The organism is Sphingomonas sp. (genome assembly GCF_042091075.1).
GTDB lineage: Bacteria > Pseudomonadota > Alphaproteobacteria > Sphingomonadales > Sphingomonadaceae > Sphingomonas.
In genome coordinates, this window is sequence record NZ_JBELIE010000040.1 from 1 (window position 1) to 22,000 (window position 22,000).

The 22,000-nt window shown below is 63.5% G+C and carries 16 protein-coding genes and 2 pseudogenes; 10 read left to right on the plus strand and 8 right to left on the minus strand.

Annotated features, from left to right (window positions below; genetic code table 11):
- Window positions 1-440: 440 nt before the first annotated feature.
- Window positions 441-686, minus strand: a complete 246-nt coding sequence (locus ACFDSW_RS05960) for a hypothetical protein (RefSeq protein WP_375249362.1) — start codon at window positions 684-686, stop codon at window positions 441-443.
- Between the two features lie 422 nt (window positions 687-1,108).
- Here ACFDSW_RS05960 and ACFDSW_RS05965 point away from each other — a divergent pair, with 422 nt between their 5' ends.
- The 4 genes from ACFDSW_RS05965 to ACFDSW_RS05980 are packed head-to-tail and all read left to right on the plus strand — an operon-like array spanning window position 1,109 to window position 6,514.
- Window positions 1,109-3,457 (plus strand): TonB-dependent receptor, encoded by a 2,349-nt coding sequence (locus tag ACFDSW_RS05965; protein ID WP_375249363.1) that lies wholly within the window; start codon window positions 1,109-1,111, stop codon window positions 3,455-3,457.
- A gap of 18 nt (window positions 3,458-3,475) precedes the next feature.
- Entirely contained in the window at window positions 3,476-4,837 is a 1,362-nt protein-coding gene (locus ACFDSW_RS05970; RefSeq protein ID WP_375249364.1) for an LLM class flavin-dependent oxidoreductase, read from the plus strand.
- Entirely contained in the window at window positions 4,834-5,757 is a 924-nt protein-coding gene (locus tag ACFDSW_RS05975; protein WP_375249365.1) for an ABC transporter permease subunit, read from the plus strand. The genes ACFDSW_RS05970 and ACFDSW_RS05975 overlap by 4 nt, the downstream gene beginning before the upstream one ends.
- Before the next feature lies 1 nt (window position 5,758).
- Window positions 5,759-6,514, plus strand: coding sequence for an ABC transporter ATP-binding protein (locus ACFDSW_RS05980; RefSeq protein ID WP_375249366.1), 756 nt, complete (start codon window positions 5,759-5,761; stop codon window positions 6,512-6,514).
- A gap of 136 nt (window positions 6,515-6,650) precedes the next feature.
- On the opposite strand, the gene ssuD is transcribed toward ACFDSW_RS05980, so the two are convergent.
- From ssuD to ACFDSW_RS05995, 3 genes are read right to left on the minus strand one after another with little or no spacing between them, the layout of a single operon-like run.
- Window positions 6,651-7,796 carry an FMNH2-dependent alkanesulfonate monooxygenase gene (gene ssuD, locus ACFDSW_RS05985; RefSeq protein WP_375249367.1) on the minus strand — a complete coding sequence of 382 codons (1,146 nt, stop codon included), beginning with the start codon at window positions 7,794-7,796 and terminating at the stop codon, window positions 6,651-6,653.
- Window positions 7,793-8,728 carry a TauD/TfdA dioxygenase family protein gene (locus ACFDSW_RS05990; RefSeq protein ID WP_375249368.1) on the minus strand — a complete coding sequence of 312 codons (936 nt, stop codon included), beginning with the start codon at window positions 8,726-8,728 and terminating at the stop codon, window positions 7,793-7,795. Before ACFDSW_RS05990 ends, ssuD begins: the two co-directional genes overlap by 4 nt.
- Window positions 8,729-8,748: 20 nt before the next feature.
- On the minus strand, window positions 8,749-9,414 hold the full coding sequence (locus ACFDSW_RS05995; protein ID WP_375249377.1) for a transposase: 666 nt from the start codon (window positions 9,412-9,414) through the stop codon (window positions 8,749-8,751).
- Here ACFDSW_RS05995 and ACFDSW_RS06000 point away from each other — a divergent pair.
- Window positions 9,397-9,477: pseudogene (locus ACFDSW_RS06000) on the plus strand (IS5/IS1182 family transposase); the annotation flags it as partial. The gene ACFDSW_RS05995 and the pseudogene ACFDSW_RS06000 sit on opposite strands and share 18 nt — an antisense overlap.
- A gap of 450 nt (window positions 9,478-9,927) precedes the next feature.
- Here the strand turns inward: ACFDSW_RS06000 and ACFDSW_RS06005 are convergent.
- Window positions 9,928-10,134 carry a hypothetical protein gene (locus ACFDSW_RS06005; protein ID WP_375249369.1) on the minus strand — a complete coding sequence of 69 codons (207 nt, stop codon included), beginning with the start codon at window positions 10,132-10,134 and terminating at the stop codon, window positions 9,928-9,930.
- A 317-nt stretch (window positions 10,135-10,451) separates the two neighbouring features.
- Here ACFDSW_RS06005 and trbJ point away from each other — a divergent pair.
- Both trbJ and ACFDSW_RS06015 read left to right on the plus strand, forming a co-directional pair.
- Window positions 10,452-11,204, plus strand: a pseudogene (gene trbJ / locus ACFDSW_RS06010) (P-type conjugative transfer protein TrbJ).
- Window positions 11,205-11,337: 133 nt separating this feature from the next.
- On the plus strand, window positions 11,338-11,460 hold the full coding sequence (locus tag ACFDSW_RS06015) for a hypothetical protein (protein ID WP_375249370.1): 123 nt from the start codon (window positions 11,338-11,340) through the stop codon (window positions 11,458-11,460).
- On the opposite strand, the gene ACFDSW_RS06020 is transcribed toward ACFDSW_RS06015, so the two are convergent.
- The 3 genes from ACFDSW_RS06020 to ACFDSW_RS06030 all read right to left on the minus strand — a co-directional run bounded on the left by ACFDSW_RS06020 (window position 11,444) and on the right by ACFDSW_RS06030 (window position 13,401).
- The gene (locus ACFDSW_RS06020) at window positions 11,444-12,775 is read right to left on the minus strand and encodes a type II toxin-antitoxin system HipA family toxin (RefSeq protein ID WP_375249371.1); all 1,332 of its coding nucleotides are present in this window, start codon (window positions 12,773-12,775) and stop codon (window positions 11,444-11,446) included. The two genes, ACFDSW_RS06015 and ACFDSW_RS06020, sit on opposite strands and share 17 nt — an antisense overlap.
- A 2-nt stretch (window positions 12,776-12,777) precedes the next feature.
- The gene (locus ACFDSW_RS06025; RefSeq protein WP_375249372.1) at window positions 12,778-13,026 is read right to left on the minus strand and encodes a helix-turn-helix domain-containing protein; all 249 of its coding nucleotides are present in this window, start codon (window positions 13,024-13,026) and stop codon (window positions 12,778-12,780) included.
- Window positions 13,027-13,128: 102 nt separating this feature from the next.
- Complete coding sequence (locus ACFDSW_RS06030; protein ID WP_375249373.1) at window positions 13,129-13,401, minus strand: DUF6538 domain-containing protein; 273 nt, start codon at window positions 13,399-13,401, stop codon at window positions 13,129-13,131.
- Between the two features lie 473 nt (window positions 13,402-13,874).
- On the opposite strand from ACFDSW_RS06030, the gene ACFDSW_RS06035 reads away from it, so the two are divergent.
- From ACFDSW_RS06035 to rhuM, 3 genes are all read left to right on the plus strand, one after another.
- Window positions 13,875-17,006, plus strand: a complete 3,132-nt coding sequence (locus ACFDSW_RS06035) for a helicase-related protein (RefSeq protein ID WP_375249374.1) — start codon at window positions 13,875-13,877, stop codon at window positions 17,004-17,006.
- Window positions 17,006-20,554, plus strand: coding sequence for a type ISP restriction/modification enzyme (locus tag ACFDSW_RS06040; RefSeq protein WP_375249375.1), 3,549 nt, complete (start codon window positions 17,006-17,008; stop codon window positions 20,552-20,554). Before ACFDSW_RS06035 ends, ACFDSW_RS06040 begins: the two co-directional genes overlap by 1 nt.
- A gap of 69 nt (window positions 20,555-20,623) precedes the next feature.
- Window positions 20,624-21,652, plus strand: coding sequence for a RhuM family protein (gene rhuM / locus ACFDSW_RS06045; RefSeq protein WP_375249376.1), 1,029 nt, complete (start codon window positions 20,624-20,626; stop codon window positions 21,650-21,652).
- The last annotated feature ends 348 nt before the right edge of the window (window positions 21,653-22,000 follow it).

Sequence of the window (22,000 nt, forward strand, 5' to 3'; positions counted from 1 at the left end):
CTCACGGAGCCTGAATCAGATCGCTCGCCTCACATCAATGGGTCCTGAACCTAGCAATCGCCGGAGGCTGGGATAGCCCATTCGGCCGATCGTCCAGATTCGGTCGAATTAGGTATGACCACATAGGCCGTCGTCTTCATACCTGTGTACTAGAGATTCGTAAAAAGCCCAGGATTTCCGCTAATTCCTAAAGTTTTCAGGCCCTAGTGCAAAATGGTGCAGGAAGAGCTTGATCGCTGGGCAGCTAGGCGGTTTATTTCGCAGTCAAGTCATAGATTTGCGAAGTCGCCAAGGGCATCAATAGCACGATCTGAATTTGTGGTAAAAGCTGGACGTGAATGGACGGTTGTCCGTGCCCTTCTAGACAGGGAGCTAGGCGGACCCATGTCCGAAATACACCTCCATATTTGCGACACCTCAGCGGTACCGACTTGAGTTCGCTATCGCTTCCGCCAGTGCGCGCGAGCGAGCATGCCGCCCCACAGGACAAGGTCGAACCCCTCGCGATCGGGGGCGACCGCGTTGCGGGCGAGGCTCGCGCGATCGTCGGGGCGGCGCTGCTGCGGCAGGGTGTAGATGGCGGTCGCCGACCATCCCGCGCGCCACGCGAGGTCCGCGCGCAGCCCGGTGTAGCCGTTGGTCGTGTTGCGATAATCGTCCGCCGCGACCAGGCGGCGCGATCCCACGCGACACTTCGGCTGACGCCTCGTGGGGAGTTCGCCGTCCCCATGCTTTGAAGGAGCCACGGCCCTCCCACCAAGTCATCGGCTTGCGGCCGGACGACAAACGCGAGCAATGGCATCGACAACCAAAACTTTCTTTGAATCTAATCCCTATCAGATCAGTATGGATTAACCGGTCGCACAGCGGCCCGCGGCTTTTGATGGGATCAGCTTGCTCCGCGTGACCAACGGCTAAAGCGCACCCGTCCCGCCGGTCGGCGAGACGCGTGTTCCCGCGAACCACGGGAGATCATGATGCGCGCCACGACCTGTTGACCTTGTCCGCCTGACCGACACTGCCGCCGCTGTCCTTCCCGATGCCTTGCATCGGGGTGAGCAGGTGCGCGTCCACCACACGCCTTCATCGTCCGGGGGGACACGACCCAATGATTATCACCCTGTTCGCCGCGCTGCTCGCCGGCACCGCCGACCCTGATCCCATGGTGGAGACGCCGGCCGAACCCGACACGCAAAGCGAGATCCTCGTCACGGCACGTCGCCGCGCCGAGAGCGTGCAGGACGTGCCCGTCGCGATCAGCGTGCTGGGCGGCGCGGCGCTGGAGCAGAAAGGCGCCTATCAGATCCAGCAGATCTACCAGGAGGTGCCGAGCCTAACGGTCTACACCTCCAACCCGCGCAACGTGACGATCAACATCCGCGGCCTCGGTTCCAACGTCGCCACCGCCAACAACGGCCTAGACCTGGGCGTCGGCTTCTATGTCGACGACGTCTATTATGCGCGCGTCGGCCAGTCGGGGTTCGACTTCGTCGACCTCGATGGCATAGAGATCCTTCGCGGACCGCAGGGGACGCTGTTCGGCCGCAACACCACCGCCGGCGCGATCGTCGTCACGACCAAGAAGCCGACCTTCGACACAGAGGCATCGGGCGACGTCACGGTCGGCAATTACGGGCTGTTCCAGGGCCGCGGCAGCGTGTCGGGCGCGATCGGCGACAAGGTCGCGGGGCGATTGTCGGTAGAGGCGACGCGGCGCGACGGCTTCCTCTACGATACTTTCCTGAAGCGGCGAGTCCACGACTTCCAGAACTACACCGTGCGCGGGCAATTGCTGTTCACGCCGACCGAGGACCTGACCGTCCGCTTCATCGGCGATTATGCCGAGCAGCAGCAGAATTGCTGCGTTCCGATACTGCTCGGCACTCTCGCCACCTACGACAATGGCGCGGCCATCCCCTACCCCTATGCGCAGCGAGTGGCACAGTTCGGCTACACGCCGCCGCTGCGAGACCCGAAGGACCGGATCACCGACAGCGACTGGCTCGGCCCGATCCGGATGAAACAGAGCGGCGTGCAGGCGAACGTCGAATGGGATCTCGGCGGCGCGACGCTGACCTCGGTCAGCGCCTTCCGCTTCTGGCATTGGACGCCGCGCAACGACCCCGATTATTCCGCGCTCAACATCTCGTTGGAGGGCAATCAGTACGATCGGCAGAAGCAGCTCAGCCAGGAGCTGCGCCTCGCCTCCAGCGGCAAGCGGACGATCGACTGGGTCGTCGGCCTCTATGCCTTCCACCAGTCGATCAACGGCTGGTTCCGCAACGAATATGGCCGCGACGCGGGCGAGTTCCTGATCGCGCCCGGCACGTTGGGGCTGACCCCGGCACAACGCCGCGCGGCGCTGGACGGCGCCTACACCTACGCGCCTTCGAAGCCCGAAACCGACAGTTTTGCCGCATTCGGCCAAGGCGTGTGGCACCTGACCCCCGCGGTCGATCTGACGGTAGGCTTGCGCTACACCCACGAGCGCAAATACGGCTTCTACGAACAGGTGCGCGGCGGCGGATCGCCGCTGTCGACGCTGAACGCGGCGCAGATCGCGCTGCGCAATGCCTACACGCCCGTCTATGCCCGCTACGAGCTCGACCGCAGTTGGGGCGACGCCTCCGGGCTGGTCAGCCTGTCGGGCAAGCTCGGGCCGGACGCGCTGGTCTACGTCACCTACGCGCGCGGGCAGAAATCGGGCGGTCTCAACTTCTCGACCCTGCCGCTGTCCGCCACCGGCCAGCCGCTGCTCGACCTCGCCGTCGTCGCACCGGAGAAGGTCGACAATTACGAGGTCGGCTTCAAGAGCGAATGGCTTGATCGGAGGCTAACCGCCAATCTGTCGGCGTTCCTGACTGACGTCGGCAATTACCAGTCGACCATCGTCGATGCGAGCGTGGTGCCGCCGCGCGCGTACATCGCCAATGTCGGCGACGTACGCTCCTATGGCGTCGAAAGCGAGCTACGCGCGCGGCCAATCGACGGCTTGTCGCTTTATGCCAGCGCGACATGGAACCCGGCCGAGTATCGCCGCTACACCAATGCCCAATGCCCGTTCGAACAGCGCGGGCCCGGCCAGCCCACGGTTTGCGACCTATCGGGACGCCAACTTCCCGCGGCACCGCGCTGGGCGTGGTCCGCAGGGGGCAGCTACGATGTGCCCATCAACGACAAGGTGACCGGCTTCGTCGGCGCCGACTACGCCTACCGCTCGTCCTTCTACACCAGCTACAATCTCAGCCGCTACTCGCTCGTCGACGGCTTCGGCCTCGCCAACGCGCGGGTCGGCATCCGCGGGCCGGAGAGCAAGTGGGAAGCGTCGCTGTGGGTGCGCAACCTGTTCGACAAACTCACCTACTACACCAAGGGCATCAGCGAGAACGGCGCCGTCTTCTTCGGCCTGACGGGCGATCCGCGCACCGTCGGCCTCACCCTGCGCACACGCCTGTGATCCACCGGGAGAGACACCATGACCAAGCGTAAGGACCAGATCCGCCTCGGCGCCTTCCTGATGGCCACGGGGCACCATGTCGCCGCGTGGCGCCACCCGCGCGCCGCCGCCGACGCAGGCGTGAACCTCGAACATTACGTGTCGATCGCGCAGAAGGCGGAAGCCGCGAAGTTCGACATGATGTTCCTGGCCGACAGCCAGGGCGGCTGGGTCGACCGAAGCGCGCCCGAAGCCTTGGCACGGACGGCGCAGGGGGCGGGGTTCGAGCCCCTGACGCTCCTGTCCGCGATCGCGGCGCGCACGCAAGCCATCGGCCTCGTCGCGACGGCGACTACGACCTATTACCCGCCGTTCCTGCTGGCGCGGCTGTTCGCCTCGCTCGACAACGTTAGTGGCGGGCGCGCAGGGTGGAACCTCGTCACCTCCGCCGCGGCAGCCGAGGCGCAGAATTTCGGGCTCGACCAGCATCCCGAGCCCGAAATCCGCTACGCCCGCGCGGAGGAATTCGCGCGCGTCGTAAAGGGCCTTTGGGAAAGCTGGGAGGACGACGCTTTTCCCCGCGACCGCGAGGCGGGGTGGTTCGCCGATCCCGACAAGCTCCACATCCTGAATCACAAGGGTCCGCATTTCTCGGTCGCGGGGCCGCTCAACGTACCGCGCTCGCCACAGGGTCATCCGGTGGTGGTGCAGGCGGGTTCGTCGGAGCCCGGACGCGAGCTGGCGGCGGCGACCGCGGAGGTCGTGTTCACTGCGCATCAGACGCTCGACAGCGCCGCCGCTTTCTATGCCGACGTGAAGGGGCGGATGGCGAAGTTCGGTCGTCAACCCGACACGCTGAAGATCATGCCCGGCGTCATGGCTGTCGTCGGCGCCAGCGAGGCCCATGCGCGCGCGAAGTACGAGGAGTTGCAGGCGCTGGTCCACGATGAGATCGGCGCGCGCTTCCTCGCCCGCACGTTCGAGGACGAGCGATTGCTCGATCACGACCCCGACAAGCCGCTGCCCGATTGGCTGGCAGTCGATGGGCGCAAGAGCCGGCCTGCGCTGTTCCTGGAATTGGCGCGGCGCGAGAAGCTCACCGCCCGCGAGCTTCATCTGCGAGTAACCGGCGCGCGCGGGCATTGGACGATCTTCGGTGACGCAGGCCAGATCGTCGATCAGCTTGAGGCGTGGTTCGACGGGCGGGGCGCGGACGGCTTCAACGTCATGCCGCCGCACCTGCCCGATCATCTCGACGACTTCATCGCGCACGTCCTGCCCGAACTGCGCCGCCGCGGGCGGTTCCGCGAGGATTATGAGGGCAGCACGTTGCGCGGCCACCTCGGCCTGCCGTTCCCGCGTCATCCCGCGACCCTGTCGCTTGCGGAGGCGGCGGAGTGAGGCGGCGCGGGCTGCTCGCCGGCGCCCTCGCCCTGCTGCTCGCCGCCTGCGGGGGCGGGGGCGATTCAAGCAAGGCAATCACCATCGGCGTGCAGAAGGGCGGTGTGCTGTTCGTCGCCAAGGAGCGCGGCGAGGTCTCCACGCGGTTGGAAGCGCAGGGCATTACCCCGGTCAGGTGGGTCGAGTTTCCGTCGGGTCCGCCGCTGATCGAGGCGATGCGCGCGGGAGCGGTAGACCTCGGCGCGGTTGGCGACACGCCGGTCGCCTATGCCCAGGCATCCGGCAGCGACATCCTGTTCGTCGCGACACACAGCTTCCCCAGCAGCATCACGGGCGGGCTGATCGTCCCGAAGGGCTCGACGATCCGCACCGCCGCCGACTTGAAAAGCAAGCGCCTCGCATTCACCAAGGGATCGGCGAGCGAGCTGGGCGCGGTCGTCGCGCTCAAGAAATACGGTCTGACGCTCAAGGACGTGACGCCGGTTTATCTCGCGCCGGGCGACGCGATGACCGCTTTCGCCAACGGCTCGATCGACGCCTGGCTGACGTGGGACCCGTACCGCGCACTGGCGCAGGAGCGGTTCGGCGCGCGCGAAGTCGACATCGATCGCGCGGGCCTCTACGGCATGGGGCGGTGGACCCTGTTCCGGCGTGTGATCCTGCCCGGGGCGTTGCCCTCGATCTTGGTGGGGCTTCGCTTCGCGCTCGGGATCATGTGGCTGACGCTGATCGTGGCGGAGACGATCGCGGCCAATTCGGGCATCGGCTACATGGCCAATCAGGCCCGCGAGTTCAGCCAGACTGACGTCATCGTGCTCGCGATCCTTGTCTACGCCGCGCTCGGCAAGCTCGCCGATACGATCACTCGCCTCGCCGAACGGCGCTTCCTGCGCTGGAACCCCGCTTATGGAGCGCGCTGACATGGCTCACCCTCCTTCCGGCAACGTCCACACGCTTTCGCTCAGCCAAGCACAGGGCGGCGCAGGCGTCGCGATCCACGATCTGGGCGTGGCGTTCGGCAGCAACCGCGTGCTGCACGACCTCGACCTCGCGATCGCGAGTGGACAGTTCGTATCGATCGTCGGGCGCTCGGGCTGCGGCAAGAGCACGCTGCTGCGCGCGATCACCGGGCTTGAGAACCCCGTCCGCGGGACGATCGAGACCGATCGCGGGCGCACTCGCGTCGTGTTCCAGGAGCCGCGCCTGCTGCCGTGGAGCGACGTGCGCGCCAACGTGGAGGTCGGTGCCGAAGGAAGCGTGGCCGAGCGCCGCGAGCAGGCCGACCATGCGCTGGCGCTGGTCGGACTGAGCGATAAGGCGGCCGAATGGCCCGCGCGTCTTTCGGGCGGTCAGAAGCAGCGCGTGGCGCTGGCGCGTGCCCTCGTCAGCCGCCCGAGGCTTCTCCTCCTCGACGAGCCGCTGGGAGCTCTCGACGCACTCACGCGGATCGAGATGCAGCGGCTGATCGAGCGCGTGTGGCTGCGCCAAGGCTTCACCGCGCTGCTGGTAACTCACGACGTCGCGGAAGCGGTGGCGTTGGGCGACCGTGTCGTGGTGATGGAGGGTGGCCGGATCACGCGCGACGTAGCGGTCGTCGCGGAGCGCCCGCGGCGCCATGGGGATGCGGCGCTGGCGACGGTGGAAGGAGAGATCCTAGCGAGGTTGCTGGAAGGGTAAAGGGCGCGACCCGTCCGTTCGCTTCGAGCAACCGTCGAGCGAAGCCGAGATGGCGTGTCGAGAAGTGTGTGCTTCGGGCGCCCCCTTCTCGACACGAATTCTCGACGACGCTCGAACCGAACGGTTTGTGATGAAATCAGCTCGCCGCTTGCCGCAGCGTCGTGAACGGAAAGGGCGTGGGCGCTTCCACGGGCTTCGGCCCGTGCGTCAGGTTGAGGTGCGGGAACAGCAGCTCGGCGACGCGATACGCCTCTTCGAGGTGCGGGTAACCCGACCCGATCACCGTATCGATTCCGATTGCGGCATATTCCTCCAGCCGGTCCGCGATCGTTTTCGGATCGCCGACCAGCGCCGTCCCCGCGCCCGTGCGGACGAGGCCGATGCCCGCCCACAGATTGGGACTGACCTCCAGATCGGCGCGGCTGCCCCTGTGCAGGTCGCGCATCCGCGCCTGTCCAACCGACTCCGTCCGCGCGAACGATGCCTGGAAGCGGGCGATGTCGTCGTCGGTGACGTGGCGGATGAGGTCGTTGGCGGCATCCCACGCTTCCCCTTCGGTCTCGCGAACGATGAAGTGCAGCCGAATGCCGAAGCGGATCGTGCGCCCGCGTGCGGCGGCGCGGGCCCGGACGTCGTCGATGACCTCTTTTAGTTGCGCCGGCGGCTCGCCCCAGGCGAGGTAGACGTCGACATGCTCCGCCGCGATCTCGCGGGCGATGTCGCTCGACCCGCCGAACCAGATTGGCGCATGCGGTGCTTGCACGAAAGGGAATTCGAGCCGCCCACGCTTGATCGACAAATACTTGCCTTCGCGCGTCACCGTCTCGCCGCGGCCGATCGCGCGGAAGATGTCGAGGAACTCGGCGGTCTGCTCGTAGCGTTCGCGATGGCCGAGGAAGATGCCGTCCTTCTCGAGGATCTCGGTGCTACCCCCAGTCACGACGTTGAGCAGCAGCCGCCCGTCGCTGATCCGGTCGAGCGCCACCGCCTGACGCACCGATTCCGCCGGCAGCGTCAGGCCGGGGCGCAGCGCGACCAGAAGCCGCAGCCGCTCGGGGGCGGGCGCAATGCTTGCTGCGGTGATCCATGCGTCAGCGCAATGCGCACCGGTCGGCAGCAGCGCGCCCGAGAAGCCGAGCTGATCCGCCGCGACAGCGATCTGTTTCAGGTACGCGGGCGTGGCCGCCCGCGCCCCGATGGTGGAGCCCAGATACCTCTGATCCCCGGCCGAGGGCAGGAACCAGAGGAAATCGAGCGGGCTGCGCGCCATCGCGGCGGTCACTCCGCCGCCTCGAGCAGTTCCGCTTCCGGCTCGGGCCGGATCGTGCGACTGCGGCGACCGTCGATCGACACCGGCACGTCGCCCGCGATCGTCACGCGGCGGACGGTGCGGCGCTGCGTGCCAAAGTCGGCGGTGGCGCGATGTTGCGTCGCGCGATTGTCCCAGATGACGACGTCGCCCTGCCGCCAGCGCCAGCGCACGACATTCTCCGGCTGGAGGATGTGATTCTGCAAGATCTGGAACAGAGCGAGGCTATCGGACTGGCTGAGGCCGACGAAGCGCTGGACGAGATGGCCGAGCAACAGCGTCCGCTCGCCGGTGACGGGGTGGATGCGCACTACCGGATGCTCGGTCTCGTGGACGATGCGCGCAAACACCTCGCGCTGGTAGCGGATGCGCTCGGCCGAACTCTCCGGCTTCACCGCGGCATAGTCGTAGGCGTTGGAATGGATCGCCCACAGGCTGTCCGCGAGCGTCTTCAGCGGCGCGGGCAGATTGTCGTAGGCGGCAGCGGTGTTCGCCCATTGCGTGTCCCCGCCCGCCTCCGGAATGGTCACGCCCCGTAGGATCGAGGCCGCGGGATAGGCATCCACGAAGGTCACGTCGGTGTGCCATGAGCTGGCAGCGCGGCCGTCGGTCGAGTCGAGATCGAGGATGTGCTGCGTGCCCTGTCGCACCGGGACGGTCGGGTGCGAAACCGGATCACCGAAGCGTGCCGCGAACGCCTCTTGCCCGGCGTCGTCGAGCTGGTGCTGGTCGCGGAAGAACAAGACCTTGTGGCGCGCGAGCGCTGTCCTGATCGCGTCGAGCGTCGCGTCGTCGAGATCGCCCGACAGCGCCACATTGCGCACCTCGCCGCCTATCCGCCCAGTGGCGGGCACGATGTCGAGCGGGCTGGCGGGATCGGGAAAGTTCAGGGGCTGGCTGGTCATGTCGTCACCTCCAATTCCTATCATTCCGATAGACAATAAAGAAGGCGACGCAGTTGGCCTTGTAGAGGGTCAAGCTCCGCTTTGGTGTCGCGGTTCGGAGCCCGGCTGTCTCCGGGCTCGATAGAAGATGTTGACGAACGGCAGAAAGTGGGAAGCGAACGCGGCTGTCTCGATGGCTGCTTCTGTGAAGGAAATCGGGCACCGGCAGGTGTACGATATCCTCCAAGGCAGGAAGCCGCGTGCCACGAGCGCTGGTCGATGGGGAAAGCGGTTTTCGCGTGGTTGGCCGGGCACCGAGATGACCACCGCGATCGACCCCGACGCCCCGCGATGCGATAATCGGGAAGAGCTTCAGGCCTGAATCTGGGCCGGGACAGTCGGTTGAATCGCTTGTCGGTGCAACTGGCGATGTCGCCGGCGCGAGCGGCATCCTTGCCGGAAGCGCAGGTGCTGCGCGGCGGGATGTGTTCGAGCCATGCCGGGTCACGGCTGGGTGGTTCCGGTCGGGGTGAGGTCCTGCGGCGGAGCACGGGGCTGGCGCCAGCGTTCGAAGGTTTCGATGACGAGCATGCGCCCGCCGCAGCACGGACATGGCGGATGCAGTGGAAACCCTTTGGCAGGACGTGGATCAGGAACCGGCGGATGAACTCGTCGGCGGCCAGCTGGAGGGGCTGGCTGCGGGCGATGCCGAACCAAAGACCATCATGATCGACGCGACATACCTGAAGGCGCACCGCTCGAAAGCCAGTACCCTCCTAAGGTCGGAACGTCAGCGTAGGTAATGTGACCCCAACGTCTAAGCACCTGTTTTTTGCCTAGTCCATCTCTCCGTATCAACTTACCGGTAACGCATGTGCTGTCTTTCGTTTCACTCTTCCTCAGTATATAATCTACTTCTATGTAGTAATATCCAAGATCGTGATAACCCGAATACTGCGAAAGTCTTTGAATACCATTGGTCTCCCGTGATTCTCCACAGACAGTCATGATCTCGCCATGCGATTGAATGCCACGAATCAAAACGGCTTCCACGTCCGTGCGGCGACTTAGGTCATCGTTGCTAGCTGCTAAAGCTGCTACTAATGCAAAGATCACGGGAGACAGATACACCAGTCCAGTCCTTATCCCAAGCAACCACAATCCAGACTGGAAACGAAGCGAACAGCTGCATCGTAAAGCTGAATATAACCGCTATCCGTTTAAGCTGCTGTGGTTACGACAATCTGAATATCATCAGATCCGCAATCGAATGCTCTTCGGTTTTTACCCTCCAAGTCAATGGTGGTGATGCCGATGTCGTCAAGAGGCTTGCGAGCAACATAGTCACGGATGGAAGAAGTACCGAGTCCGATATTCGTCAGCCATGCCGCATCGACCGCATAGCCTTCGGGCTGTTCGTGCAGCATCAGGTTTAGAAGTAAGGCTGTCTTTGCGGGCATAGCGCATTCCGCAGCAAATCTATGAACCGCCAGAAAGTGTGAGTTTATCGTCTTATCAAAAACGGAGCCTTGGGCTCATAAAGGTGAGCAATCGTAAACGGCGGCCAATCGCCGAAAATCAGATGCAACAGGTGGCCCCTTGAACGAGGTTTCGTGGCAGTCCCCACAAGGACCCGTGCTGACCCCAGCCGGCATCTGACGCCGCCGCGCCAAGAAGCCGACACTCCATCCCGAACCCGGCCGCGATCGACGCGGGTGCGGGTGCCAAAGCACTGGAGATCGTCATGCCGTTCCTCGACCACCGCCGCGTCATCGCCGCCATGCTCGCCGCCGCTGCCAGCGGCAGTCTCATCATGGGGGTCATGTCAGCGGCGACTCCGGCCCATGCGCAGTTCGGCGGCGTGGTTTTCGATCCGAGCAACTATGCGCAGAACATCCTGACCGCCGCGCGCACGCTGCAGAGCGTCAACCAGCAGATCCGGCAGCTCCAGAATGAGGCGGAGATGCTGATCGCCATGGGCAAGAACCTCAAGAGGATCGACTCCCCGTAACTGAACGCGATCAAGCAGAAGCTCGCGGAGATCGACCGGCTGATGGGCCGCGCCCAGGCGATCGACTTCCGGGTCGGCCAGCTCGACGACCAGTTCCAATCGCTGTTTCCGGCCGACTTCTCCTCGGCGCTCCGCACCGACACCCGGGTACGTGATGCCCGCGCGCGGCTCGACGCCAGCATGGGTGCCTTCCGCCAGACGATGACGGTGCAGGCGCAGGTCGTCGAGAACGTCTGGTCCGACACACAGGCGCTCGCCGACATCGTCGCCCGCAGCCAGGGCGCGGAAGGTTCGCTCCAGGCACAGCAAGCCACCAACCAGCTCCTTGCCCTGACTGCCAAGCAGCAATTGCAACTCCAGCAGATGATGGCCGCGCAGTTCCGTAGCGAGGCGATCGAGCAGGCACGGCGCGCGACGCAAGCGCAAGAGGCGCGCGCGGCGACCAGGAAGTTCCTCGGCTCCGGATCAGCCTACACGTCCCAATAGCCCCACGGCGTAGACAGGCTCGATCCGGCCGGCGGCCGGTGATGCCCCGATCATCGGTCGCCGTCGCGGGGCCCGGTCCCGCTCCCCACCGCGCCCCGCGACATTCTCGCCAAATTGCCAGGAAGAGGATCCCATGAACGACCTCAATGTCATCGACCGCTTCCTGGCTGCGTTCATCACCTACATCACCGACAATGAGGGTGGTGGAGAGGGGCATGCCGGACATGCTTTGCAACGCGCTAGCGTAGCTTCGTAAACGCCGTGTCGAGACGTGCCAGACGGCTCGCGATCGCCCCTTTGACGCTGGCATGGACGTCATCGGTGAAGTCGTGCGGCATTGCTTCTCGCGCGACGTCCGCGGCCGTGACGGCTTTTTCGCGAATGTCGATGATGACGTTGTCGATAATGGTCGGGCCGATACCCGCGGCTTTCGCGGTCTGGACGAAGTGCCGGCCCAGGACCTCCTCGATCCGGTAATGGCGGCCCGTGCCCGCTGACATTGCCGACCGGAAACTCTTCTGTGCCAACTGCCCGAGATCAACAGCGGTCTGGACACTCAGCACGTCGTAGAAGGGCGTCAGCTTGAAGCCGCCGCCCGGACGCAGGAAGAGGCTGAAGTTTTTCGCATGCCCGTCGGTCGCGCCGATAAGCCAGAAGATGATCTGGCTCGACAGGAATGTCGCCTGATCCTCGGTCGGATCGTCGCTACCGCCGAGCAGTCTTATGATGTCCGCCGCGGCAGGGCCGCCCTCGCTTTGATATTTGCGCGAGGGGGGCACGCCGAGTGCCTGGCAGCAATCTTCCTGCGGAACGCGCAGCAATCGGCCGTCGGCGAGCCATTGGCGGTCGAACCGCTCGACGACCAGCGCACGGCGCGCCCCAAAGGTGACGATCTCGGTTTTCGCCACCGGCAAGCCGAAGGCGCTCAGCAGCGCGAGGCAGTAATGCTCGTTGTCGACACTGGCGGTCATGTCGACCATGCCGGTGGATGTCGGGATCTCGCCGAGCTGTGGCTTGAGGATGTGGGTCGTCGGGGTCGTGCCGCGCGGGCGAAGCCACCGGCCGTTGTGCCGCAGCAGCGCGGTCTTCTCCTGGGCGCCGGCGATCGAGATCCGGAACTCATGATCGGGGTCGATCCCCAGTGGCGCACCTTTGAGATTGTCGAGGAGTTGTTCGATATCCTCGTCGCCCAACGCTTCGCCCCGTACATCGCCTATGGCGTCGATGGCCTCACCATCGGGCAGGAACTGCATCGCGCCCACGCAATCCCGGCCGATGCGGGCCAAGAGACTGTATGGATCGGTACCTTCGGCACCGGTGCGCTCCGCCACGCGGCGTCGAATATCGGCGCTGTCGGGGAGCAGGTTGTCGAAAACGGCGAGTACCGGCGCGCCGCGATAAGTGGTTGCGCGAAGCGGCAGCGACAGCGAGGCCGCAAACGCGTGCTCCCACCCGAGCCAGTTCTGGTCGTAGCGGAACGATACGGCGCCGCTCGCTTCCTTCTCTAGGCGGCCGACGAGGCGATTGTTGATCAGCACATTCAGCGGAATGTGGGTCTTGCGGCGCGCCATTGTCAGAAGATCTCGCTCAGGTCGGCTCCGCCCTTGCTGCGCGGTGCGATCTGCATGTCGAGGTCGAGCGCTGCCAGGATACCGAACAGGGTATCTAGTTTGGTACCCGTCTGCCCGCTTTCGATGCGGGAGATGGTCTTCTGCCCGGTGCCGACCAAGGCCGCCAGTGCCTGCTGGGTGAGGTTGCGCTGGATCCGCGCGTTATGGATGAGCGCGCCGAGCTGTTTGGGAGAGCGTGCAATGTGGGCCACGGAAGACGCCTTTCAGGGCCGCCATACCCCGTAGGGAATAACCTGAATATATACCGCGCAGGGTATATGGTCAATCTATACCCTGCGGGGTATAACGATGATTTATATCCCGTAAGGTATGAAATTGGCAAACCCCCGACTAGGCCAACTGCACGTCAGCCGAGCGAACGCGCGCATGGGCTGGCCTGTGGGATCAGTCGCTGGTCGACTGGGCTGGCTTCTGCGCGCCCGGTGGCCGGGGCTGGCCTCAGCCGGTTCCTTGGACCGTAGCGGCAGCATGAACTCAGCCCGACCACCAAAAGCAGGCCGTAGCTCGACAGGGATTGCCCGCCGAAAATAGTAGGTAGAACCGCGCTTAGCGAGATAGGTACACATGGCTTTCAGCCCCTGTTACATCTGTAACAGCCGCCTGTAAAAACCGTTGTTTCTCAGCTAATTCCTAGGCTTTTCAATAGCCTAGGGAAGATGGTGCCAGAAGAGGACTCGCATTCGCATACTATCATTTTGATATCAGTCGATTATCGAATTGTGAGGGTGCGGATTTCTACCCCGCTTCTACCCTCAAGCCGACTTCTTTGGGCGGTTCGATACCGACAGTAACCAGCTTTGAGCCAACGTTTATCCCTGCGCTGAAACGTGTCGATCTTGCGCTAGGCCGTTAAGCACGCTGCAGCCAGACCAAATTGGCTTCTACTGCGCTGGTCCGTTGCGTGGCCGTTACAACTAACGGGATGCACTCGTCAGTTAGCCCTGCTTCTGCCGTCCGCCGGTTGCTTCGGGCGCGTGACGGGGGGTGGCGCTTCCGAAGGGAGGAGGTAAGATCACCGACATCAAAGGGTGGGGGTCAAGTGGCTGACGGCTTGGGCGCGCGGGTTGGAAGCGACCTGTTCATTATCGACAACACAGACAGCGAATGGGACGTCCTGCGCTATCTCGCCGGATGGTGCCGCCTCTCGAAAGGGCTGGATGTCGCCTCGGCGTATTTCGAGATCAGCTCGCTTCTGGCGCTCGACGGGCAGTGGCAGAAGCTCGACAACATACGCATACTGATGGGCGATGAAGTCACAAAGAAGACAAAGGCGGCACTCACCCAAGCGCTAGCGAGTCGCCTCGACGCCAGCATCGAGGATCAGAAAACTCGCGACGACTTCCTCGACGGCGTCCCTGCGATCGTGGACGCGATCAAAGCGGGGCGGATCCAATTTCGCGTTTACCGCAAGACCAAGTTTCACGCGAAGACGTACATCACCCACTCTCGCGAGGAGGTGGTCGGGTCGTTCGCGCTGGTCGGATCTTCTAACTTCACGCGACCGGGCCTGACGTCCAACGTAGAGCTCAACGTCCAGGTCAGCGGGACCAATGTCGGATTGCTTCAGGACTGGTACGAGCATTACTGGGATCAGGCTGACGACATCACGCTCGAGATGCTACGAACGATAGAGAGGCATGTCGTTCCGTTCACACCATTCGACATTTGGTCGCGGTCGCTGGCGGAGCTCTTCCGCCATAACTCACCGCCACCGGATGTTTGGGCAGAAAAGCACTCCCTAATCTACAAGATGCTCGATGGCTACCAACGCGACGGTTACGCGATGATGATGGAGCGCGCCAACAAATATGGCGGCGCATTCCTTTGCGACGGCGTCGGCTTGGGCAAGACCTTTGTCGGGCTAATGCTCCTCGAACGGTTGATCGTTCAGGAAAAGAAGACGGTAGTTTTGCTGGTGCCGAAATCGGCGAAACGTTCGGTCTGGGAAGCCAACCTGGAGCGCCATCTCCCCGATTTGATGGGGGACGAAGGCGTCGCGGGCCTCCACATCCTTACGCACACCGATCTCAGCAGCGACAAACTTCAGAAGAAAATCGCAGCGCTCGGCCGCCGGGCGGACGCCATAGTCATCGACGAAGCGCACAACTTCCGCAATCCGGGCATCGCCGGCGAGGGTCGCAAGCGCAAGTCGCGTTATCGCATCCTTCAGGATCTGGCGGCAGGCAAGCGGACGTTCCTGCTGACCGCGACACCGGTAAACAACTCGCTGCTGGACCTAATGCACCTGATCGAGCTGTTCTCCGGCGATGGCGCGAAGCTGCGGCAGGCGCCGCTAGGCGTGCACTCGCTTCGCGGGCACTTCCGTGCATTGGAGAAGAGGGTGAAGGCGGCGCTCGGCGAAGCACAAGACGCGCCCGGCATCGATGAGGACGTGACGAGCGCAGGTCCCGCCCAGGAGGAGTACGCCACCGACCCGATCGTCGGCGAGCTCGTCGTCCAGCGTAGCCGCGCCTACGTGAAGGCGAGCCAGGAGACGGAAGCCAAGGGTGCGGCGATCTTCCCGACTCGCGAGCCCCCCCGCGTCGCCGACTACACGCTGTCTCCGCTCCAGACCGAGCTACTTGAAGAGGTCGTCCGCTCGTTCGACAGCACGCGCGCGCTTTTCAAGCTGGCGATTTATAACCCTGACGACGGCTTTCGCCGGCATCCGGCCGAGGAGCTGGACCAGTTCGAAGCGGGCCGGCGCGGCCAGGTCGTAGCACTGATCAAAGTAGGGTTCCTTAAGCGGCTAGAAAGCTCGACGGTCGCCTTCGATCATAGCTGCCAGAACCTGTTCCTGAAGCTGTACGCATTCGTGGAGCACCATGTCTCAGCTGACCATCGCGGCGTCTGGGAGCGGTGGAAGGCGCAGCAGGCCCCGATCATCGAGCATGTCCGCGCCGCCCAAGCGGCATGGACCGGAGAGGAGGCTGAAGAAGGCGAAGACCTGATCCCGCCCGAAATGCTCGGCGAAGTGCAAACCCTGTCGGATGAAGAGTATTTCGTCGACCGGATCGTCGAGGAGACCAGGGCGGATCTCGACCAGCTATCCCGCCTGCTGGCCATCCTCGCCCGCTTCACCCCCGAACAGGACGGCAAGATCGCAGCGCTGATCGACCTGGTCCGGAACGATCCGGTGCTCAGCACCCAAAAGCTGCTGATCTTTTCCGAGTTCATGACCACGGCACGCTACGTCCGCGATCAGCTCCGGGCGGCGGGGCTGGAGAACGTCAAGGAGGTGGACTCGGCCACCAAGCTCGACCGTAGCGAGGTGATCAAGCGGTTCGCTCCTTATTACAACGGGTCGAGCAGCGCCGAACTGGCGAAGGCCGGCCATGCCGAAACGCGCGTGCTGGTTTCCACCGATGTTCTATCGGAGGGCCTGAACCTTCAGGACGCAACGCGGCTGATCAACTACGACTTGCACTGGAACCCCGTCAGGCTGATGCAGCGGATCGGCCGCGTCGATCGACGGCTAAACCCGCAGACCGAGGCGGCGATCGTCAAGGCGCATCCCGACACGGCCGCTATCCGGCGCAATATCGTGTTCTGGAATTTCCTGCCCGCCGACGCGCTGACGCCGTACCTCAAGCTGTATGAGCGGGTGGCGGGCAAGGTCCTGCGCATCTCAAAAACGTTCGGGATCGAGGGTCGGCAGTTGCTGACCGACAAGGACGATTACGACGACCTGCGCGACCTGATCAGCCTGGACGGCGACAAATCGGTGGAGGAGTCGCTCCAGCTCGAATGGGAGGCGCTGAAAGCCGAGCATCCCGACCTCGCCGAGCGGGTCGCGGACATGCCCAATCGCATCTTTAGCGGGCGGGAGGCGCCGGAGAGTGCGGCAAAAGGGGTGTTCTTCTGCTTGGCGCTTCCCGGCCTCAAGCCGGGCGCACCGGAGGACGCAGGGCCAGAGCACTGGGATGCGGCGAGTGGCAAACCCGCTTGGCTGTATGTCGATGCCGGCGGAGCGATCAGCGAGGGCCTGGCACAGATAGCCGAGACGATCCGCAGCACGCCCGACACGCCACGACACCTCGACACACCTCGCGATCGCCTCCGCGCTTCACGCGATGCGGTTCTGAAGCATGTACGCAACGGCTATATGAAACGGATGCAAGCCCCGCCGGGGGTTGAGCCCGTCATCAAGGCCTGGATGGAACTGAACTGATGCCCGCGACCCTCGACAAGATCACCGACTTCCCTGCCCTAGTCGACTATCTGCGTGACGAGCTGGAGTGGCCGATCGCGGCCGACATCAGTCTGGACGAGGCTACCTACGATGTCACGCCTGAGGAGATAGGGCTTAAGAGCGAAGCGGTCGGCGGCGGGATCGAGATCAAGCAGCTTCGCCCCTTAAACCGCGCACAGCCCTGGGGCGTGTTCTTCCTCAACCTGCCTAGCGCCAAGCTGCCCGTTACGTTGGTCCGCAACATCCTCGGCAAGCTCGCGATCAAGAAGCGCGCGTCGGCCAACAAATCCGAACAGGCAGCGTTTGCCAAGCACGACCTGCTGTTCATTGCCGCGACCGGCTCCGCGCCCGATCGCCGCCTAGCCTTCGCGCATTTTGCCGATGACGAGGTGAAAGGCGATGCCTCGACTTTGAAGGTGCTCGGCTGGGACGCCGACGATACGCCGCGCCGCTTAGGCCTGACCGAAGCCTCGCTCAAGACCAAGCTGCACTGGCCCGACGACCCCGCCGACGCGGACGGCTGGCGCAAGCAGTGGGGCGAGGCCTTCGCGCACGCCGACACGCGGACCGTGGTGCGCGAGTCGAAGCAGATGGCGAAGGAACTGGCCGCGCTCGCCCGCCGCATCCACGACCGCGCCAAGGAGCTAATCGCGGCGCAGACCGGCAACGGATCGCTCGTCAAGCTGCACAAGGCGTTCAAGGAAGCGCTGATCCACGATCTGACGCCGGAGGGGTTCGCGGACACTTACGCTCAGACGATTGCCTATGGCCTGCTCTCGACCGCGATCAGCCGTGCGTCCGGCGCGCTGACCCAGGACGACATGGCCGCCAACGTCGCGGGCACCAGCCCCTTCCTGAAGGAGATGCTCGGCACCTTCATCGAGGCGGGCGGGCGCAAGACCGGCAAGGCGCAGGGCCTCGACTTCGACGAGCTCGGGATCGCCGACGTGGTCGAGCTGCTGCGCAACGCCGACATGGAGGCGGTGCTCGCCGACTTCGATCGCAAGAACCCCGATGAAGATCCCGTCATCCACTTCTACGAGCTGTTCCTGAAGGAGTATGATGCCGCGCAGAAGGTGAAGCGTGGCGTGTTCTACACGCCGCGGCCGGTGGTCGGCTTTATCGTGCGGTCGGTCGACGAGGTGCTGCGCACTGAGTTCGGACTGGAAGACGGCCTTGCCTCGACCGCAACCTGGGGCGAGGTGATCGCGGCTTCGAAGGGCAAGGATGGCGCCGAGATCACGCTGCCGGCGGGCGCGAAGGACAGCGATCCCTTCGTCCGCATCCTCGATCCCGCGACCGGCACCGGCACCTTCCTGGTCGAGTGCGTCGACCTGATCCACAAGACGATGGCCGCGAAGTGGAAGACGGCGGGCAAGCGCGATGCCGAGATCAAGGCGCTGTGGAACGCCTATGTGCCTGTGCACCTGCTGCCGCGCCTGACCGGGTTCGAGCTGATGATGGCCCCCTATGCAATCGCGCACGTCAAGCTGGGGCTGAAATTGTCCGATACCGGCTACACCTTCGGCAGCGATGCCCGCGCGCAGATTTACCTGACGAACGCGCTTGAACCGACGCAGGATACGGCGGCGCCTCAGTTTGACGTAATGGACGATGCCTTAGCGCATGAATCGAAGGCAGCGAACGTATCTAAGGGAACATGTTTTACCGCTGTAGTGGGCAATCCTCCTTACGCTGGTCACTCGGCAAACAATGCCATTCCTTGGATCGTGAGCAAGGTGCACGATTATAAGCGAGAATGGCCAGACCTACTCAAACCAGGGCAGGGAAAGTGGCTACAGGACGATTACGTCAAGTTCCTTCGCTTCTCCCACTGGCAGATCGTCAGGTCAGGCGTGGGCGTCCTTGGCTTCATCACTAATAGCGGCTGGCTAGAAAATCCAACCTTCAAAGGAATGAGAGCCAAACTAACCGAGTCTTTCGATGCCTTCAAAATTTTGGACTTACACGGTGATTTCAAGAGGGGCATTGCCCCCAACGGTGAACCCGATGGCAACGTATTCGAGGGTGTAGCTCAAGGCGTTGCAATCACAATCGGTTTACGCGATGCTACCGCGTCGGCATGCTCTGTTTTGCGAGCAGATATGTTCGGCAGCGAGCCGAAAAAGCTTGCATGGCTTGGTCAATGCAACATCGATGATGCCAATCTCGTTGAGTGTACGATTTTACCCCCGGAGAATTATTTTGCGGTCCTTGACGCGGCCGGGCGGTCGGAGTTTCGCGCTTTTCCTAGCATTTCAGCCGTGATGGGACTGACCGGCGATCCTGCGCCGGGGATCGTAACCACTCACGATGACTTCGCAATCTCCTTCACAGCGTCGGAGCAAGCGGCGAAGGTCGAGAGCCTTGCTTCATCCAAGAACGAGGCCGAGGCGCGACGCTTGTTCAAGCTCTGTACGCAAGAGCAATGGAATTACGCTAAGGCTAAGGTGGCGCTGAAGGATGGCAAATGGAAGAAAAAGCTGGGTCCAATTGCATATCGACCGTTTGACCGTCGGGTAACAGTATTTGATTCCGATGTCGCCGTACACCTCCGGCTGCGTGCGACTGCACACATGTTCGAGGCGGGCAATGTCGCACTCATTTCGACCAGACAGCGGTCACAGACGTCGGGGCCGTGGCCAAATGCGTTCGTTGCCGACCTCCCAATTGAGAGCACGACGATCTCGAATAAGACCAAGGAAATCAATTATCTGTTCCCTCTGTGGATTAAGCCACACGGCACCGAAACACGCACCCTCCCCAACATCGCTCCGGCCTTCGCCGCGCGCGTCGCTGCGCTCACCGGCCTTGCCTATGACGACTGCGTCGAAGGCCCGAAGCAGGGCGCGCTCGGCGGGATCCTGCCGAAAAAGACCGAACAGACCGCGATGTTCGCGCCCGCCCGGCGCGAGCGCGGCGAGCCGGGCAAGAGCTTCGGCCCGCGTGACCTGTTCGACTATATCTACGCGGTGTTGCATTCGCCCACCTATCGCGCGCGCTATGCCGATTACCTCAAGAGTGACTTCGCGCGCATTCCGCTCCCCGGCAGCCGCGCCTTATTCGACGTGCTGGTCCCGATCGGCACCGAACTCGTCGCGCTCCACCTACTCGACGCCGAGGCGCTGCCGATCCTGAAGGATCCCAAGGGCGTCCGCCTCGCCGGCAGCGGTGAGGCCCGCGTGGCGCACAAGCCCGAATACGATCCCAAGCTCGGCCGCGTGACGATCAACGCTACGCGCTGGTTTGAGGCGGTGCCGCAGGTTGCCTGGGATTTCAACGTCGGCGGCTACCAACCCGCGCAGAAATGGCTCAAGGACCGCGCCGCCAAGGGCGGCAAGAAGGCCAGCCCCGGCCGCGTCCTTACCGACGACGACATTCTCCACTATCTTCGGATGATCGTCGCCCTCACCCGCACCGCCGAACTCATGCCGACAATCGACGCGGTGGTCGAGAAGCACGGCGGCTGGCCCGGCGCGTTCCGGGGAATGACGGACGAAGCCGCGGCGAAACCGGCGGCGGCGTGAACCCTTGCGGCTTGGCGCCTGTACATTGATTGTTCCTCCACGCCGACTCGCTGGCGTCGGAGGCGCTGAATGACCGAATATGAGCCCGTGGTGCTGCAGGAAGACGCACGCACCGGCGATCGCTTCCTCGTTTACAGCACCGACCGCGGCCCTCGCCTGGACATCCGCTACGAGGGCGAGGCGCTGTGGATGACTCAGGCGCAGATGGCGGAGCTGTTCGGCCGTGACGTTTCCGTCGTGTCTCGGCACATCGGTAACATCCTTGAGGAGGGCGAGCTCGACGAGGCCGCTTCTTTGCGAAAAATGCAAACAACGGGGGGGCGACCGGCGACCCTGTACAGCCTCGATATGGTGATCTCGGTCGGGTACCGAGTGTCCTCCGCACAGGCCACGCTGTTCCGCCGCTGGGCGACCGACACGCTGGTTCGGTTCGCGACCAAGGGCTTCGTCGTGGACGCGATCCGACTGAAGCAACCGGAGAATGCGGATCGCCTCGCCGAGCTGCGCGAGATCATCCGCGATATCCGGTCCGACGAGGCGAACGTCTATCGCGAACTGCGTCGAATCTGCTCAATGTGCCAGGACTATGATGGCGCATCGCCGACCTGGCGTGACTTCTACATGAAGACGCAGGCCAAGATCGTCTACGCCGTGACGTCGAAAACGCCCGCCGAAATCATTCAGGCGCGCGCCGACGCGACGCAGCCCGATATGGGGCTGCGTTCTTGGCCTCATGACAATATTCGCAAAGACGACGTTGCTGTTTCGAAGAATTATTTTGGTGATACCGAAATCAAGGAGCTGAACCGCCTGACGACGATCCTGCTCGACATTTTCGAGGATCAGGCGGAGTTGGGTCGCTTGGTGATGATGGACGACGCGCGGGCTCTGCTGGACAAGCAGCTCGCATCACTCGGTCGCGCCGTGCTGGCACATGGCGGGCAGGTTGCGTCCGCCGACGCCAAACGTCATGCCGAGCGGCAATACGCCCTGTACGATCGGCAGCGGAAGTCCGAGCGCCATGCCGATGCGGACCGGGCAATCAAGGCGCTTAAGGACGCCGACAAAGGCCTGCCAAGCAGTCGGAGCCGGAGCTAAGCTCGACAGAAGGCTTGACCGCGCGAGCTCGCCGGTTCAACTTCATCGTGACTCCCCGGACGGGCGAGTCGGACGTGAACCTGGATTGGTTCTGGATGGATTAGTCACCGGAAGGTGGCGCGAAAGCGGCAAGTACCCTCAAGCCGCTTATGCCGTTGGCGTGAAGCCAACGCCGTTCAGAGCCGGTCCTCCTGGATAAGGAAGACTGCATCATGAACCCCAACGAGCTCATCATCCGCTTCGAGACCGTCGACCGCCAAACGGAAGGGCCGGTAACGCGCTTGGTCGGCTTTGTGCGTGCGCGCAACCTGTTGCCGTTGCTCGACGCTGCGGATCTGGAGGCGAATC

What these genes read in the sequence shown, in the direction of transcription:
- ACFDSW_RS05965 (WP_375249363.1), top strand. Translation starts at nt 1,109, where the DNA reads ATGATTATCACCCTGTTCGCCGCGCTGCTCGCCGGCACCGCCGACCCT.
- ACFDSW_RS05970 (WP_375249364.1), top strand. Translation starts at nt 3,476, where the DNA reads ATGACCAAGCGTAAGGACCAGATCCGCCTCGGCGCCTTCCTGATGGCC.
- ACFDSW_RS05980 (WP_375249366.1), top strand. Translation starts at nt 5,759, where the DNA reads ATGGCTCACCCTCCTTCCGGCAACGTCCACACGCTTTCGCTCAGCCAA.
- ACFDSW_RS05990 (WP_375249368.1), bottom strand. Translation starts at nt 8,728, where the DNA reads ATGACCAGCCAGCCCCTGAACTTTCCCGATCCCGCCAGCCCGCTCGAC.
- ACFDSW_RS06005 (WP_375249369.1), bottom strand. Translation starts at nt 10,134, where the DNA reads ATGCTGCACGAACAGCCCGAAGGCTATGCGGTCGATGCGGCATGGCTG.
- ACFDSW_RS06015 (WP_375249370.1), top strand. Translation starts at nt 11,338, where the DNA reads ATGAACGACCTCAATGTCATCGACCGCTTCCTGGCTGCGTTCATCACC.
- ACFDSW_RS06020 (WP_375249371.1), bottom strand. Translation starts at nt 12,775, where the DNA reads ATGGCGCGCCGCAAGACCCACATTCCGCTGAATGTGCTGATCAACAAT.
- ACFDSW_RS06030 (WP_375249373.1), bottom strand. Translation starts at nt 13,401, where the DNA reads ATGTGTACCTATCTCGCTAAGCGCGGTTCTACCTACTATTTTCGGCGG.
- ACFDSW_RS06040 (WP_375249375.1), top strand. Translation starts at nt 17,006, where the DNA reads ATGCCCGCGACCCTCGACAAGATCACCGACTTCCCTGCCCTAGTCGAC.
- rhuM (WP_375249376.1), top strand. Translation starts at nt 20,624, where the DNA reads ATGACCGAATATGAGCCCGTGGTGCTGCAGGAAGACGCACGCACCGGC.